This is a genomic window from Sphingomonas prati, from assembly GCF_014643515.1.
GTDB lineage: Bacteria > Pseudomonadota > Alphaproteobacteria > Sphingomonadales > Sphingomonadaceae > Sphingomonas_R > Sphingomonas_R prati.
In genome coordinates this window covers 92,132-108,670 of the sequence record NZ_BMJP01000001.1, presented here as the reverse complement: position 1 = coordinate 108,670, position 16,539 = coordinate 92,132, and the positions used below count along the sequence as shown (strand labels likewise).

Below are 16,539 nucleotides of genomic sequence, written 5' to 3'. Positions count from 1 at the left end.
GGCAATCCGGCCATCGTCCACAGGGGGCCCCCTGGGCATCCCGAACCGCGCGGGCCGGTCATCGTCCGCACCGACCCAAATGGGGTCGGATAGAGGCCCCGGCCGCATCGGGCGTGCCGGAAATCCTGAGGAAACCGAATGTTCGATATCCAGAAGAGCGAAATCCAGTGGGGCGGCCAGACGCTGACCCTGGAAACGGGCCGCGTTGCCCGCCAGGCCGACGGCGCGGTCCTCGCGACGCTCGGCGAGACGGTCGTGCTGTGCGCGGTCACCGCCGCCAAGTCGGTCAAGGACGGGCAGGACTTCTTCCCGCTCACCGTCCACTACCAGGAAAAGTACAGCGCCGCCGGCCGCATCCCGGGTGGCTTCTTCAAGCGTGAGCGTGGCGCCACCGAGAAGGAAACGCTGACCAGCCGCCTGATCGATCGTCCGATCCGCCCGCTGTTCCCGGAAGGTTTTTACAACGAAATCAACGTCATCTGCCAGGTTCTGAGCTATGACGGCGAGAACGAGCCCGACATCCTGGCGATGATCGCCGCGTCGGCCGCGCTCACCATTTCCGGCCTGCCCTTCATGGGTCCGATCGGCTGCGCCCGCGTCGGTTACAAGGACGGCGAGTACATCCTCAACCCGTCGAACGAGGCGATCAAGGACAGCGATCTGGACCTGATCGTCGCCGCCACGCATGGCGCGGTGATGATGGTCGAGTCCGAAGCAAAGGAGCTGTCGGAAGACGTCATGCTCGGTGCCGTCGTGTTCGCACACGACGCCAGCCGGCTGGTCATCGACGGCATCATCGATCTGGCCGAAAAGGCCGCGAAGGATCCGTGGGAGCTGCCGGTTGCTGAGGACGCGAGCGACCTGAAGAAGCAGGTCAAGAAGCTGATCGGCAATGGGCTCGAAAAGGCCTACAAGCTGACCGGCAAGGCTGACCGCGTCGCCGCGATCGCCGAAGCCAAGAAGGCGATGCACGAGCATTTCAAGGATGCCGATGCACTGACGCGCCTGAAAGCGAACAAGCTGGGCAAGAAGCTGGAAGGCGACATCGTCCGCACGGCGATCCTGAAGGAAGGCCGCCGCATCGACGGACGCGACACGAAGACCGTGCGCCCGATCGAATCGATGGTCCACTTCCTGCCGCGCGCGCATGGCTCGGCACTTTTCACCCGCGGCGAGACGCAGTCGATCGTCACCACGACGCTCGGCACCGCCGATGCGGAGCAGATGATCGACGGCCTGAACGGGCTGCATTACGAGCGCTTCATGCTGCACTACAACTTCCCGCCCTACTCGGTCGGTGAAGTCGGCCGCTTCGGCGCGCCCGGCCGTCGCGAGATCGGCCACGGGAAGCTCGCCTGGCGCGCGCTGAACCCGGTCCTGCCGACCAAGGAAGAGTTCCCGTACACGATCCGCGTGCTGTCCGACATCACGGAGAGCAACGGCTCCTCGTCGATGGCGACGGTCTGCGGCGGTTCGCTGGCGATGATGGATGCGGGCGTTCCGCTGAAGCGTCCGGTGTCCGGCATCGCGATGGGCCTGATCCTGGAAGGCAAGGACTTCGCCGTGATCTCCGACATCCTCGGCGACGAGGATCATCTCGGCGACATGGACTTCAAGGTCGCTGGCACGTCCGAGGGCATCACCAGCCTGCAGATGGACATCAAGATCGCCGGCATCACCGAGGAGATCATGAAGGTCGCGCTCGCGCAGGCGCATGAGGGCCGTGCCCATATCCTGGAGGAGATGGCCAAGGCGCTCGACACCACCCGGACCGAGCTGTCGGCGCACGCGCCGCGGATCGAGACGATGACGGTGCCCAAGGAGAAGATCCGCGAGATCATCGGCACCGGCGGCAAGGTGATCCGCGAGATCGTCGCCACCACCGGCGCGAAGGTCGACATCGAGGACGACGGCACGATCAAGATCGCATCGTCCGACCCCGAGAAGATCGCGGCCGCGCGCAAGTGGATCGAAGGCATCACGCTGGAAGCCGAGATTGGCAAGATCTACGACGGCAAGGTCGTTAACCTGGTCGACTTCGGCGCGTTCGTGAACTTCATGGGCGGCAAGGACGGTCTGGTCCATGTGTCCGAGATCAAGAACGAGCGGGTGGCCAAGGTCTCCGACGTGCTGTCCGAAGGGCAGGACGTGAAGGTCAAGGTCCTCGAGATCGACCAGCGCGGCAAGGTGCGCCTGTCGATGCGCGTCGTCGATCAGGAAACCGGTGCCGAGCTGGAGGACACCCGTCCGCCGCGCGAAGCCGGCGACCGTCCGGATCGCGGCCCGCGCCGTGAAGGCGGCGGTGGCGGTGGCGACCGTGATGGTGGCCGTGGCCCGCGTGGCGGCGGTGGCGGCGGCGACCGCAACGATCGCGGCCCGCGTGGCGGCGGCGGCGGCGACCGTGGTGGCGACCGTGGCCCGCGCCGCGACCGCAACGACGGCGACCGTCCGGATCGCGGCGGCAGCAACGAAGAGACGACCTTCGCACCCGCGTTCCTGACGCGCGAAGACTGATCTTCGTCAGCCTTGCTACGAAGCGAAAGGGGGTCCCGCGGGGCCCCCTTTTTTGTGTTCGCGGCTTGTGGCCTTACCGATCTAGAAGCGCGTCTTAACGGTCAGGCCGTAGGTGCGCGGATCGGCGGGTTGGCCAACGATCAGGCCGGTGCTGCCCGACTGGGTGGCGAGGATGTCGTAATAGTTCTTGTCGAGCGCGTTGCGGACCCAGCCGAACACGTCCCAGCCCTCCGCCACACGCGCGCCCGCGCGGAAGTTCGCGACCGCGTAGCCCGCGATGTCGGTGTAGGCGGAGCGCGAGGGATTGGACGAGAATTTCGAGCGGTAGTTGCCGTCGAACGCCGCGTAGACCTGCCCCTCCCGCCCGAAGAACCTCGCCGGGATGTTGTATTCCGCGCCGTAGGAGGCGGCCCATTTCGAGATGCCGGGCAACCACTGGCCGGAGATGTCGCAGTTGGCGGGGCTGAGGCCACCGGGCGTGCCGGGGGCGCTGGGCGTCTGGCCGGCGGTGACCGTCGTGCCGCCGGACAGTTCGGGCGGGCACGGGGCGTCGACGAACTTGACGTACTCGTGATCGGTGAAGGCGCCGCTGGCATAGACGGTCAGCCGCTCGCTCGGCCGCATGAAGAAATCCGCCTCGATCCCGCGGACCCGGACTTTGTCGGCGTTGGCGAGGTAGCCGCGCAGCACGCCGAGCTGGCCGTTGGTGACGGTGGCCTGATAATTGCCGATCTCGGTCCAGAAGGCGGCCAGGTTGAACGTCGCGCGGCGATCGAACAGCTGGGTCTTGAGGCCGAGTTCGTAATGGTTGACGTTCTCGGGCTTCACCGTCTGGGTGGCGAGGATCGGGCGGTTGTTCGCATCAAGCGGCAGGCCAGCGAGGTTGATGCCGCCGGACTTGAAGCTCTTCGCATAGGTCGCGTAGCCGAGCACATCCCGCGCGAATTCGTAAGAGGCGGTGAAGTCGCCCGACACGTTCCAGTCGGCGAATTTCGGATTGTAGCTTTGCGGCGGCAGCGTCGCGCACTGATCGCGCAGGATCGTGTTGGTCGACGGGATGACAGTGCAGTCGATCGCGACCCCCTGCCCGTTCGTCACGACCGAGACATAGTTGCCGGACTTCCGGTCGTAATTGACGCGCAGGCCGGGTTGCAGCTTCAGCCGGTCGGTGACCTTCCAGCTGACCTGCCCGAACGCGGCGAGGCTGGTGGATTTGAACAGGATGTCGTTGGACGAGGTCAGGCCGTTCAGCACCGCGGGGTTGTTCGCGTTCGCGCTGGTCGGGTTGAGCAGCCAGCGGCTGGCGGCGGCGCCCTGTTCCTGCACGCCGGTGGTGTGCTGTTCCTGGTGATAGGCGAACAGGCCGGCGACATAGTCGATGCGGTCGCCCGACACGGCGTAGCGCAGTTCTTGCGAATATTGGTCCTGCTTCGACGGGTTGTTCGACCGTGTCGTGATCGGCAGGCCGGTGAAGTCGCGGTCGTTGGACGGCTGCCAGTTCCAGAAGCGCCAGGCGGAGACCGAGGTCAGCGTGCCCGGCCCGACATCCCATTCCGCGCGCAGCGAGGCACCACCGATCTCCTGGAACGCGTCGAGTGGCGTGTCGAGATCGGTCACCCGGTCGAACGCGTTGGTGCTGGGCGGGGCATAGCCTAACGCGGCGGCGAGGCCGGCGAACTGGCGGTTGAGCGGGCGTTGCGTGGCGCCGGTCCGGACGTAGATCTGCGCACAACATTCCGGGTTCTGGCGGTTATAGTCGCCGGAGAGCGTGAGCTTCAGCGCGTCGGTCGCGCGCCAGAGAAGTGAGCCGCGGAAGCCGAGATTGTCCTGTTCGTTGACGCGCCGGCCGCTGGTGACGTTGTAGATCGTGCCTTTGCGCTCGGTGGTCGAGGCCGCGAGGCGGATCGCGAGTGTGTCGGCGATCAGCGGGCCGGAGACCGATGCCTTGGCCTGGACGAAGCCGAGATTGCCGACGGTGGCCTCGGCGCGGCCCTCATATTCGAAACTGGGGGCGCGCGTGGTGATGTTGATCGCGCCGGCGGTGGTGTTCTTGCCGTAGAGCGTGCCCTGCGGCCCGCGCAGCACCTCGACCTGTTCGACGTCGAGAAAGTCAAACGTCGCAGCCGCGATGCGGCTGTTGTAGACCTGGTCGATATAGACGCCGACGCCCTGTTCGATGCCGTCATTGGTGAGGCCGAACGGCGCGCCGAGCCCGCGGATGTTGGCGGCGGAGTTGCGCGGGTTGGTCGAATAGAATTGCAGCGACGGCTGTAGCTGGGTGAGCTTGGCGACGTTGAAGCTGCCGGTGGCCTCCAGCGCGCGCGCGTCGACGACCGAGATGGCGAGCGGGACACTCTGCACATTCTCGCTGCGGCGGCGGGCGGTGACGAGGATGTCGAGCGGGTTGGGCGTGGTTGCGTCCGGGGTTGCCGCGGATGGTGTCGGTGCGGCTGGTTCAGTGGTGACCGGTTGCGCGGCGGAGGCTGGCTGGGCGAACGCGGTGAGTGCCGAGCCGGCGCAAAGGATGGTTCGGAATGTCATGGTAGGCCCCCTGGTCATACACGCAGCGTGACCCGCCCCCCGTCACGGCCCGACGTCGTGAGGGGAGCGGGTCGGAGGCAAACGGCCTCCGGAAGAGATGATGGCATCATTCACAACCGGATTGGTAGAGATAAAAGTTTGCGGGGAGAAAATCGGCATTGTCGACGGTGTTTGGGCCTTGCGCGTCGTTGATCCGCACTCAGTGGCAATGTCAGTTCCCGCCCCGTCCCGGTTGAAGCATGGTCGCTCCTCATCGCCACGGCCTGCCTCCTATGATGCAGGCGCAGCTCCCTTCATGCCCAACCATCCAGACCGGGCGACCACCGCCCGCACCATCTGATGGCAACAATTCGGGGCCGATCGCCGTAGCAGTCCTGCGATAACGACTATCCTCGACGCCCCCAACCTGTACCCTGTCCCCTCCATGCGCACGGGGGGACACAGGCCATGACGACATTCGCACGCAGCTGGCGACACGGCACTGCCGCACTCGCGCTCGCCGCCGCCGGCGTGACTGCCACGCCAGCCGCCACGCAGCCGACCGTCGTCAAATCCAGCCCCGACGGCGCGCTGCTCCCGACCTCCGTCGATCAGGCCACCGGCCGCATCCTGCTGACTCTGCCCGCGCCCGCCGCGGACGGCACGATGGGCCGATTCCTTTATTCCGCCACGCTCAAGACCGGGCTCGGCTCCGCGCCGATCCGGCTCGACCACGGCATGCTGTCGCCGACGCAGTTGCTGGCCTTCCGCCGGCTGGGCCGGAAGATCGCGGTCGTGTTCGAAAACCCGCGCTACACCGCGGCCGGCGGCCCCGACATCGCCCGCGGCGTGCGTGAAAGCTTCCCGACCAGCCTGATCGAACTCGTCGATATCGTCGCAACCACGCCCGCCGGCGGCGTCACGATCGACATCGCCCCGCTCCTCACCCACGACGTCCTCAACATCGCCGGCGCGCTGAACGAACAGGCCAAGGGCTTCAAGCTCGTCGACGCGCTCAGCGCCGCCGACCCCGCCTCGGTCCGGGTCTTTCCCGACAACATCGAACTGGAGGCGGTCCAGACCTACGCCTCCGATAGTCCGGGGGACGAGGTCGACACCATTGCCCCCGACGGTCGCCAGGTCAGCTTCACCGTCCACCACTCGCTCGTCCGGCTGCCCGCACCGGGCTTCGTGCCGCGGCGGTTCGACATCCGCTCCGGCGCGCACGCGACGCAGGTCTATGATTTCGGCACGCCGCTCGGCGACGATATCCTGCTGCAACATGCCAACCACTTCCGGCTGGAGAAGCTCGATCCCGCCGCCGCCCGCTCGCGCGTCCGCAAACCGATCGTCTTCTACATCGACAACAGCGCGCCGGAACCGATCCGCACAGCGCTGGCCGAAGGCGTCGCGTGGTGGAACCAGGCGTTCGACGCGGCGGGCTATATCGACGCGTTCCAGGTCCGCATCCTGCCGCCCGGCGTCGATCCGCAGGACGTCCGCTACAACATCGTCAACTGGACGGAGCGCCAGACGCGCAGCTGGTCCTATGGCGGCGGCGTCATCGACCCGCGCACGGGAGAGATCATCAAGGGCAATGTCGTGCTCGAAGGGTTGCGCCTGCGCCAGGACATCATCCTGTTCGAGGCGCTCGTCGGGGCGAACCAGACCGGCACCAACGGCCCGAACGACCCGATCCGCGTCTCGCTCGACCGCATCCGCCAACTCGGCGCGCACGAGGTCGGCCACGCGATCGGCTTCGTCCACAATTTCGCCGCGAGTACGCAGGACCGCACCTCGGTCATGGACTATCCCTTCGCGCGCATGACGCTGAAGGACGGCCGGATCGACCTGTCGGACGCGTACGCGACGGGCATCGGCACTTGGGACAAATACACCGTCGACTGGCTCTACGGACAGCCCAAGCCGGGCGTCGACGTGAACGCGGACGCCGCGCGGAAGGCCGCCGCCGCATCGAACCTGCGCTTCCTGACCGACATCGACGGTCGCTCCAGCGATCTCGCCGTCCCGAACGACAATCTCTGGACGGAGGGCGCGGACGAGGCCCCCGACCTGACCCAGATGATGGCCGTCCGCCGCGTCGCGCTCGCCAACTTCGGCCCCGGCGTCCTCCGCGCGGGCGAACCGCTCGCCAACCTCCGCCGCAAGTTCGTCCCCGTCTGGCTGCTCCACCGGTACGAGATCGCCGCGGTCGGCAAGCTGATCGGCGGCGTCGACTACAGCTACGCGGTCGCGGGCGGCGGCAGCCCCGAACCGACCCCCGCCGCGGCCGACAAGCAATCCGCGGCCCTCGACGCGCTGCTCGCCACGCTGTCCGAACGCGAACTCGCCATCCCCGGCCCGCTCGCGCTTATGCTCTCGTCCGGCGTCAACGGCCGCGCCGATCCGCAGTTCGATACGGAGGTGTTCGGCAACGCCGGTGGCGCGGTGTTCGACCCGCTGGTCGCCGCCGACGTCGCGGCACAGGTGACGCTCGAAACGCTGCTCGCCCCCAGCCGACTGACGCGTGTCCGGCTCCAGCATGACCGCAACCCAGCGCTGCTCGGGCTCGACGACCTGCTCGACCGCCTGACCCGCGCCGCGATCGACGATCGCCGCACCGCGGTCGGCCGCCGCGTCGCGCATCGCACGATCATGACGATGGCCCGCACCGCGCGCGATCCCGTCACCTCGATCGACGTCGCCGCTATCCTCGACGGCCGCCTTACGGCGCTGGCCGATCGGTTCGCCACCGCCAAGGGCACCGACGAAGACGCCGCCTGGTCGCGCAGCATCGCCGCCACCCTGCGCGACGACGACGCCCTCATGCGCGAAATCGGCAAGGGCGGCCGCGCCGTGCCCGCGATCCCCCCCGGCATGCCGATCTGATCCGGCGGTCTTGGCGGCAACCGTCGCAGGCGATAAAGAGACCGGGACAAGCCATAAATGGCATTCCAGGGGGAGACTATTGATGACCGACGCACCTCGCCGCGCCTTGGCCCGCACCACGCTTGGCGGCGCCGCCCTCGCCTGCCTCGCCGTTGCGTCCGCGGCCGGTGCGCAGACCACCAATAACGCCCCCACCGCCGCCGCGGCGCGGACCGACGGTCCCGCCGCGCGCCCCTGGATGAACGCCACGCTGACCCCGGACGCGCGCGTCGACCTGCTGCTGAAGGAGATGACGCTCGACGAGAAGCTCCAACTCACCTTCGGCTATTTCGCAACCAGCGCCGACTGGCTGAAAACGCCGACCAAGAACTGGGCCTATCCCAAGGACGGCTTGCCCGGATCGGCCGGCATCGTCCCCGGCATCCCGCGGCTCGGCATCCCCAACCAGTGGCAGACCGACGCCGGTGTCGGCGTCGCCAGCCAGCGCGGGCCGACGCCGCGGCTGCGCACCTCGCTGCCGGCCGGCATCGCCACCGCCGCCACCTGGAACCCGGAGGTCGCCGAGGCCGGCGGCGCGATGATCGGGAACGAGGCGCATCTCTCGGGCTTCAACATCATGCTCGCGGGCGGGATGAACCTGCTCCGCGAACCGCGTAACGGCCGCAACTTCGAATATGGCGGCGAGGATCCGCTGCTCGCCGGCGTCATCACGGGGCACGAGATCAAGGGCATCCAGTCGCAGCACGTCGTGTCGACGATGAAGCATTATGCCTTCAACGGTCAGGAGACGAACCGCTTCACGATGGACCACCGCATCGGCGAACAGGCCGCGCGCCAGTCCGACCTGCTGGCGTTCCAGATCGCCAACGAGGTCGGCCAGCCCGGCTCGGTCATGTGCGCCTACAACCGCGTCAACGGCGCATACGCGTGCGAAAACAACTGGTTGCTCAACACCGTGCTGAAGACCGACTGGGGCTTCAAGGGCTATGTCATGTCCGATTGGGGCGCGACCCACTCGACCAGCGAGGCGGCCAACGCCGGGCTCGACCAGCAATCCGGCTGGGCGTTCGATCGCAGCGCCTATTTCGCCGACGCACTGCGCGAAGCGGTCAACAACGGCCATGTGACCGAGGCCCGCGCCAACGACATGGCGCGCCGTGTGCTGTGGGGGATGGTCTCGGTCGGTGCGCTCGACACGCCGGTGCAGGGCGACCGCGCGACGACGATCGACTATGCCGCCCACGCCGCCGTGACCCGCACCGATGCCGAGGAAGGCATCGTCCTCCTCAAGAACACGCCCGGCCTGCTGCCGCTGGCCAAGACCGCCCGATCGATCCTGCTGATCGGCGCGCATGCCGATCTCGGCGTGCTGTCGGGCGGCGGTTCGTCTCAGGTCTATTCTTACAACGCGCCCACCAACGGCCTCGTCGTGCCGGATGCCTACCCCAGCGGCTTCCCCGGTCCCAAGCTCTACCACGCCTCCTCGCCGATGAAGGCTTTGCAGGCGCGCACGAGCGCCACCGTCACCTATCTCGACGGCAAGGACGTCGCCGCCGCCACCGCTGCGGCGCGCAAGGCCGATGTCGTGATCGTGTTCGGCGAACAGTGGACCGGTGAATCGCTCGACGTGCCGGACCTCAACCTGCCGGACAAGCAGGACGCGCTGATCGCCGCCGTGGCCCGCGCCAACCGCAAGACGGTCGTCGTGCTCGAAACCGGCGGCCCCGTGCTCATGCCCTGGCTGTCGAACGTCGGTGCGGTGCTGGAGGCGTGGTATCCGGGCACCGCCGGCGGCGAGGCGATCGCCCGCGTCCTGACCGGAGAGGTGAACCCGTCCGGCCACCTCCCCGCCACCTTCCCCGCCTCCGTCGCGCAACTTCCGCGTCCGAAGCTGGAGGGCGATCCCAAGCTCGACCGCGACGCGCACCCGATGGGCAATTACGACATCGAGGGTGCGGCGATCGGCTACAAATGGTTCGACCGGACCGGCGCGAAACCGCTGTTCCCGTTCGGCTACGGCCTGTCCTACACCAGCTTCGCCATGAGCGGGCTGGCCGCCTCGCCCGACGGCAAGACCGTCAAGGCCAGCTTCCAGGTCCGCAACACCGGCGCGGTGGCCGGCAAGACCGTCGCGCAGCTCTACGTTGCCGGTGCCGGCTGGGAAGCCCCCAAGCGCCTCGGCGGCTTCCGCAAGGTCGCGCTGGCTCCCGGCGCCAACGAAACGGTATCGCTGACCATCGACCCCCGCCTGCTCGCCACCTACGACACCACCACCCACGGCTGGCGCATCGCGGCGGGCGACTACAAGGTCATGCTCGCGACGTCGGCAAACGACGTGGTCCAGACCGCCACCGTCCGCCTGGCCGCGCAGACGCTGGACAAAGCGGGCAAGTAACCCCGCCCCCGCCCGCCAACGTGCCCCGGCGAAGGCCGGGGCCTAGGTGCAACAGCATGTCGATAAACAGAAGGGCGGGATGAGTGTCAGGCAGCTAGGTCGGCGAACTCAAGCCAACCTCCAACCCCGTTTGGTTCGAGCTTGTCGAGAACTCCCCGCCGTTCTCGACAAGCTCGAACCAAACGGAACTGTACGTATCCCCAAAAAACCGCTCCTCCTGAGTAGCTGAGCGAAGCCGAAGACCCGTATCGAAGGACGGGTCCCACCCGCCGTATCAATCCCCGCCAGACATCAGAACCCTAAGCAGCCCCCGAATACCCGGCCAACCTGAGCGCACCGTCCAGCGTATCGCCCAGCGGCGCGCTCAACCGCGCAACCGTCCGCGCGCGCAACCACGGACTCATCCGCGGTGCCAGACCGCCCACCAGCGTACACCGCGCAACCCCGCGTTCGAAGATCGTCTCGATGAACCGCTCGATATGGCTTGCCGCCTGTTCCACGATCGACCGGGCGATCGGGTCGTTCGCCTCGGCATAATCCATCACCAGCGGCGCGAACATGCCGTAATCGCGCGGCGTCGCCTGATCCATCCAGGCGATCGCCCGCGCCGTGTCATGCTCGAACTGCTCGGTCACCGCCGCGCTCAACGGCGTCTTGCGCGTCCGCCCGTCGAGCGCCCGCAACGCATGCCGCATCGCGCTCAGCCCCAGCGCCGCCGCACTCCCCTCGTCCGAAATCGGAAAGCCGTAGCCGCCGATCGTGAAGTCCTCCCCATCGATCCGCAGCTTCGCCGCGCTCCCCGTCCCGATGATCAGGATCGCCCCGTCCTGCCCGCCATGCGCGCCCAGATTGGCGATCTGCGCATCGGTCGCGAACGCCACCGATGCGAAGCCGAAGTCGCGCGCCTCCAGCGCCGCCCGCATCCCCATCCGCGTGATCCCGGCAATGCCCATACCCGCGCGGATCGTGGCGCGCTCCACCTCCGACAATCCCGCCTCGTCGATCGCCTGCCCCGCTGTCGCCATCAGCGTCGCGTACAGCGCCTCGATCCCGATCCCGGCATTCGCCGCCCCCGCGCGACCCTGCCCGATCACGCGCCCGTCCGCGTCGACCAACCGCGCCCGGCAATTACTGCCCCCCGCATCGATGCCGATATAATAGGTCATGCCGGATCTCCCTCCACGGTCGCGTCCTGCCAGCCGCGCCCACGCGCCGTCTGGCCGATGCCGGGGTTCAACTGGTTGCGCGGATCGATCCCGCGATAGAAATCGGCCAGCGCCGGCCGCGCCACGTACAGATGCCCGACATTATGCTCGGCCGGGTATTGCGCGCCACGCGCATCGAGCAGCGCCCACACCGCATGCTCGAACGCCAGCGGATCGGTCCCCTTCCGCACGACATAATCCTGATGAAACACGTGGCAGAAGAAGTGCCCGTAATACAGCGCATGGACCACCTGGCTTTCCAGCTCCGCGGGCAAGGTCTCGACCCACTCCCGCGTATTGCGCGGCAACGCCACGTCCAGTGCCACGATATCCTCGACCTCCGCGCCGTGCACCGCGCGATACCGCACCGCCGCCCCCGCCGCGACGAAGCGGTGCAGGAACGCCTTCGCACCCTCCGCCTCCGTACAGACGAAATGGTCCGCCACCGCATCGCCCGGAAACAGCCGCGCCAGCAACGCCCGAGCTGGCCCGACCTGCTCGCGCGGCACCTTCAGGATCAGGTGATGGCCGAACCGCTCGCGGTACGCCCGCATCCGCGGCGGCAGGTGATCGGGCAGGAACCGCCCCGCCCATTGCATCACCCGGTCGCTCAGCCCCTCGCGCAGCCGATCGACCCGCGCCTTGGCCGCGAACAACGCCGGCAACCGGTCCGTCCCGAGCCGCTCGATCGCCACGAACATGTCGCGGCCATAACGGTCCGCCACGTCGAACGCCGTCCGGTCCATATACTCGCCCGCGATCGGCAACGTGTCGAAATCGCGCAGCATCGTGCGGCGCAGCTCGGTCAGCCGGTCCGGGTCGTTCGTCCCGATGTAGAAGCTCGTCGTGCCCTCTTCTCGCACAAACGTGTCCAGCCGCACCGCGAACACGATCAGCTTGCCGGCACTCCCCGCCGCCTCGAACAGACACCGCGGATCGGCATTGAACCGCGCCGGCGCAGCGCTGTCGATCTCGCGGACATGCGCGGCATAGCCGTGATCATGCGCCCAGCGATCGTCCGCCGCCGCCACATCCGCATCATCCAACTGCCACGCATCGAGCCGCCCGAGGACCGTCTCCGGCGCATCGCCGAGCGCGATGCCGAGATGGTTCACCAGCCGCAACACCCCGTCCGGCCCTACCTGTCCGAACAGCGCCAGCTGCGTAAAAGCCGGCCCGCGCCGGATCAGCGCACCGCCCGAATTGTTGCACACCCCCCCGATCACCGACGCGCCCAGGCACGACGACCCGATCACCGAATGCGGCTCCCGCCCATAAGGCCGCAACGCCTGTTCCAGCCCGTACAGCGTCGTCCCCGGCAGCGCGACGACCTGCTCACCCCCGCGGATCACATGCAGCCCGGCCAGCCGGGTCGTGCTGATCAGCACCAGCCCGCCGGGATAGTCCCCGCCATCCGGCGTCGATCCACCGGTCAGCCCGGTATTCGCCGCCTGCACGATGATCGACACGTCCGCCGCCACGCACGCCTGCGCCACGCGCCACAGCTCGACCAGGCTCCCCGGCCGCACCACCGCGATCACCGCCCCGTCGCCGGTCCGGTATCCCTTCCGATACCGCGCCGTCGCCCGATCCTTGGTCAGCACATGCCGCCGCCCGACCAGCCTACGCAGCGCGATCACAAGCTGCGTCTCGCGGAGGGTCGGGCCGGTCACCTTACTGCGTCTGCACTTCGTCGTCGGTCATCAGGTCGTCCCCGTCCAGCCAGCGCACGATCTCGCGCGCCGCCGAATGATCGATCCCCACATAACGCGCCCGCAACCGATCGCGCCGCGCACCCAGCCGATCGAGCCCGACATCCTGCAACGCGGGCAGATCCTGCTGCAACAGTTCCACAAACGCATCGCCCAGCAAAGCCCGCGCCGCCACCCCGAACGCCGCGCCATAGGCATAATCGTCACCTTGCACGTACAACATCGGCAACGTCAGCGCGGGCAGGCACCCGAGATGGGCCTGGATCGTCGGGTTGATCGCATGCCCGGACAGATGCGCCGCGATCCCCGCCGGCCGCCCGCTGAATGCCCGCAGGTGCAGGAACCGCGACATCCGCGCACCGTCGTTGACCGGATAATTGTCCCACAGGCACACCGGCCGCCCCAGCTCCGCCGCCACCCGCGCCAGATGCCCGCTGCCGATCTCGCGCGAACACACCTCCTCGCCGGTCCAGTACACCTGCACCGCCGGGTCCAGCCCACGCCCCAGATCGCGCAAATAGTCGCGAGGCCGCACCCCGAACACGACGTCCAGCACCGGATCGTCGGAATAATAGGTCGGGCAGGTATAGACCCGCGTCGCGCGCGTGCGTCCTGCGCAGAAGTTTACGACCTCCACCTGCCGCGCCGCCAGTTCAGGCATGTCGCCGCGCAGATCGTCGAACAGCACCGCCAGATCGTCGATCCCGATCGCATCCAGGTCCGCGATCCGCCGCGCCAGGTCCACGCGCACCTCGGCGTCGAACGGATGGGTCGCCCCGACCGGCGTGATCGCCATGCCGAACCGCATTCCCGCCGCGCGCACCTCGGCCGACAACCGGACCAGCGCCTCGGTCTCCGCCGCATCATGCCCGACCCGCCACGTCCGCCGCAGCGCCCGATCGCCCTTCGGACCATAATGGTAGAACGCATAACCCGCCCCGGCCAACGTCGCGACGACATGGCTTCGCTCGGCCACGCTCCAGACCCGCCCGAACCGCCCCTCGATCATCCCCAGTTCGGGCGCGCGCACCGTCATACGCGGTGGTCCATAGAATGGCCCGCGATCCACGTCGCGCACACCTGCCGCTCCGCATCGATATGAACCAAGTCGGCGCGCAGCCCCGCCGCGATCGTCCCGGTCTCATCGTCGATCCGCAGGAATCGCGCCGGATTGCCGCTCGCCATCCGCGACGCGTCGACGATGTCGCATCCCAGCATATCCATCGCATTGCGCAACGCATCGACCATCGTCAGCGCGGAGCCCGCCAGCGTCCCGTCCGGCCCGCGACAGGTCCCGTCGACCACCCGGATCGCCTGCCCCATCAGCGTGAACGCATCGCGCGTCCCGCCCACCGGCGGCATCGCATCGGTCACCAGCATCGCGCCCGCGATCCCCCGCGCCAGCAACGCGACGCGCAATGCGGCGGGGTGGACATGCAGCCCATCGACAATCAGCCCAAAATGGCTCGCGCGATCCTCCAGCGCCGCGCCCACCATCCCCGGCGCCCGGCTGCCGAACTGCGTCATCGCGTTGAACAGATGCGTGAACCCGGCCAGCCCCTCGCACAGCGCCGCCCGCGTCTCATCATAGTCCGCCACGCTATGCCCGGCGCACACCAGCACACCCTCATCAGCCAGTGCCCGCACGGTCCCCGCCGCCGCCAACTCCGGCGCCAGCGTCACGATCCGCCGCCCGCGCGTCGGTGCAGAAAGCCGCGCCACCGCCTCGGCATCGATTACAGCGAACCGCGCGGCGTCGTGGATGCCCTTGCGCGCCACGTTCAAATGCGGCCCCTCGATATGCAGACCCAATACGCCTGGCACTCGCTCCGCCAACGCCGCCTCGCCCGCCGCGATCGCCGCATCGACGACATCCGGATAATCGCTGATCAGCGTCGGCAAGATCCCCGTCGTCCCGAACCGGCGATGCGCCGCCGCGATCGTCCGGATACCCGCCACGCTCGGCTCGTCGTTGAACAGCACGTCGCCGCCGCCATTGACCTGAGTATCGATGAAGCCCGGCAGCAGCCAACCGCGGTCCAGCGCCTGCACGACGCACCTCGCCGGCAACGCATCGACCGGCACCAGACCGGCGATCCGCGCCCCGTCCAGCAGCAGCGCCCGATCCTCGACCACCCGATCCGCCAGGACGATCCGCGCACCGACAAGAGCCTGCATCATAGCGTCCGGGTCACCTTATTCAGATGCGGCGGGCTGTCCGGGTCGTGCCCGCGCGCCAGCGATAACGCGTTCGCCAGCCCATAGAAACTCTGGATCTGCGCGATCGCGCCCAGCACTGGATGCACGTCTGTTCGGGACGGCAGCACAAGCTGCGCCGCCGTGACATCGTCAGCATGCCCCGCCGCGATCACCGTCGCCCCGCGCGCCGCAAAGTCCGCCAGCCGCTCCGCCAACCCCGTCCGCGCCACGTCGAGCGGCGCCAGCGCCAGCACCGGATCGCCGCGCCCGACCAGCGTCATCGGCCCATGGGCCACCTCCGCAATGCTGAACGCCTCAGCATGCAGCCCGGACGTCTCCTTCAGCTTCAGCGCCGCCTCCCCCGCGATCGGCAAAGTCGGCCCGCGTCCGATCACCAGCATCTCGTTCGCCTCGCGCAGCGGCTCCACCGCCGCGCTCCAGTCCGCATCGGCCGCCGCGGTCAGCACGTCGCCGGTCGTCTCCAGCGCCGCCAGCAACGCCGCATCCTCGCTCCATTCCGCGACCAGATGCGTCAGCGCAACCAGCGTGCAGACGAAGCTCTTCGTTGCCGCAACGCTCGTCTCGGCCCCGGCATGCACCGGGATCACGATCTCCGCCAACTCCGCCAGCGGCGACGCGGCATCGTTCACCACCGCGACAATGACAGCCCCCTGCGCGCGCGCATCCTCCGCCGCCGCGAGCAGATCGGGACTCCGCCCGGACTGCGAAATCGCGATCAGCGGCGCCCCGCGAAACCGCGGCGATGTCGCGCGATACAACGACCCGATCGACGGCGCATGGCTCAGCGTCGGCATCTGCCCATGCGTTTCGAGCAGGAACTTCGCGAACGCCCCCGCCTGATCCGAACTGCCCCGCGCCAGCGTCGCGGCGAACGGCGGCGCCAGCGCGCGCAACCGTCGTCCGGCCTCGCGCATGAGCGACGCGTTCAGGCGCAGCTGCTCGACGCAGCGCTGCGGCGCTTCCCGCGCCTCGCGCGCCATCTGCGTCGCGCTGCCTGTCTCGCTCGAAATCATGCGATGACTACAGACCAGTTCACGGACCATGACAAGTGGCATTAGAATGGTTTTGTCATTCCGATCGGTTA

Annotated in this window: 9 protein-coding genes; 3 read left to right on the top strand and 6 right to left on the bottom strand. The window is 68.1% G+C overall.

Annotation, left to right across the window (positions count from 1 at the left end):
- Positions 1-138 precede the first annotated feature (138 nt).
- The gene (gene pnp / locus IEX50_RS00450; RefSeq protein ID WP_157177504.1) at positions 139-2,514 is read left to right on the top strand and encodes a polyribonucleotide nucleotidyltransferase; all 2,376 of its coding nucleotides are present in this window, start codon (positions 139-141) and stop codon (positions 2,512-2,514) included.
- Positions 2,515-2,595: 81 nt separating this feature from the next.
- Here the strand turns inward: pnp and IEX50_RS00445 are convergent, their stop codons facing one another.
- A complete protein-coding gene (locus tag IEX50_RS00445; RefSeq protein WP_157177503.1) occupies positions 2,596-5,055 on the bottom strand; it encodes a TonB-dependent receptor in 2,460 nt (819 codons plus the stop codon).
- A 447-nt stretch (positions 5,056-5,502) separates the two neighbouring features.
- On the opposite strand from IEX50_RS00445, the gene IEX50_RS00440 reads away from it, so the two are divergent.
- Both IEX50_RS00440 and IEX50_RS00435 read left to right on the top strand, forming a co-directional pair.
- Positions 5,503-7,923, top strand: coding sequence for a zinc-dependent metalloprotease (locus IEX50_RS00440; RefSeq protein WP_157177502.1), 2,421 nt, complete (start codon positions 5,503-5,505; stop codon positions 7,921-7,923).
- 82 nt (positions 7,924-8,005) lie between these two features.
- A complete protein-coding gene (locus IEX50_RS00435) occupies positions 8,006-10,318 on the top strand; it encodes a glycoside hydrolase family 3 C-terminal domain-containing protein (protein WP_157177501.1) in 2,313 nt (770 codons plus the stop codon).
- Between the two features lie 299 nt (positions 10,319-10,617).
- Here IEX50_RS00435 and IEX50_RS00430 read toward each other — a convergent pair whose 3' ends face one another.
- The 5 genes from IEX50_RS00430 to IEX50_RS00410 are packed head-to-tail and all read right to left on the bottom strand — an operon-like array spanning position 10,618 to position 16,468.
- Entirely contained in the window at positions 10,618-11,484 is an 867-nt protein-coding gene (locus tag IEX50_RS00430) for a glucosamine kinase nucleotide-binding domain-containing protein (RefSeq protein ID WP_157177500.1), read from the bottom strand.
- Positions 11,481-13,196 (bottom strand): D-lactate dehydrogenase, encoded by a 1,716-nt coding sequence (gene dld, locus IEX50_RS00425; RefSeq protein ID WP_157177499.1) that lies wholly within the window; start codon positions 13,194-13,196, stop codon positions 11,481-11,483. Before dld ends, IEX50_RS00430 begins: the two co-directional genes overlap by 4 nt.
- 1 nt (position 13,197) lies before the next feature.
- Positions 13,198-14,271, bottom strand: coding sequence for a beta-N-acetylglucosaminidase domain-containing protein (locus IEX50_RS00420; protein WP_157177498.1), 1,074 nt, complete (start codon positions 14,269-14,271; stop codon positions 13,198-13,200).
- Positions 14,268-15,416 (bottom strand): N-acetylglucosamine-6-phosphate deacetylase, encoded by a 1,149-nt coding sequence (nagA, locus tag IEX50_RS00415; RefSeq protein WP_157177497.1) that lies wholly within the window; start codon positions 15,414-15,416, stop codon positions 14,268-14,270. Before nagA ends, IEX50_RS00420 begins: the two co-directional genes overlap by 4 nt.
- Complete coding sequence (locus IEX50_RS00410; RefSeq protein ID WP_229673542.1) at positions 15,413-16,468, bottom strand: SIS domain-containing protein; 1,056 nt, start codon at positions 16,466-16,468, stop codon at positions 15,413-15,415. The genes nagA and IEX50_RS00410 overlap by 4 nt, the downstream gene beginning before the upstream one ends.
- Positions 16,469-16,539: the final 71 nt, after the last annotated feature.

Excerpts from the sequence above, each read along its gene's own strand:
- pnp (WP_157177504.1), top strand. The coding sequence starts at position 139 with ATGTTCGATATCCAGAAGAGCGAAATCCAGTGGGGCGGCCAGACGCTG.
- IEX50_RS00445 (WP_157177503.1), bottom strand. The coding sequence starts at position 5,055 with ATGACATTCCGAACCATCCTTTGCGCCGGCTCGGCACTCACCGCGTTC.
- IEX50_RS00440 (WP_157177502.1), top strand. The coding sequence starts at position 5,503 with ATGACGACATTCGCACGCAGCTGGCGACACGGCACTGCCGCACTCGCG.
- IEX50_RS00435 (WP_157177501.1), top strand. The coding sequence starts at position 8,006 with ATGACCGACGCACCTCGCCGCGCCTTGGCCCGCACCACGCTTGGCGGC.
- IEX50_RS00430 (WP_157177500.1), bottom strand. The coding sequence starts at position 11,484 with ATGACCTATTATATCGGCATCGATGCGGGGGGCAGTAATTGCCGGGCG.
- IEX50_RS00420 (WP_157177498.1), bottom strand. The coding sequence starts at position 14,271 with ATGACGGTGCGCGCGCCCGAACTGGGGATGATCGAGGGGCGGTTCGGG.
- nagA (WP_157177497.1), bottom strand. The coding sequence starts at position 15,416 with ATGATGCAGGCTCTTGTCGGTGCGCGGATCGTCCTGGCGGATCGGGTG.
- IEX50_RS00410 (WP_229673542.1), bottom strand. The coding sequence starts at position 16,468 with ATGATTTCGAGCGAGACAGGCAGCGCGACGCAGATGGCGCGCGAGGCG.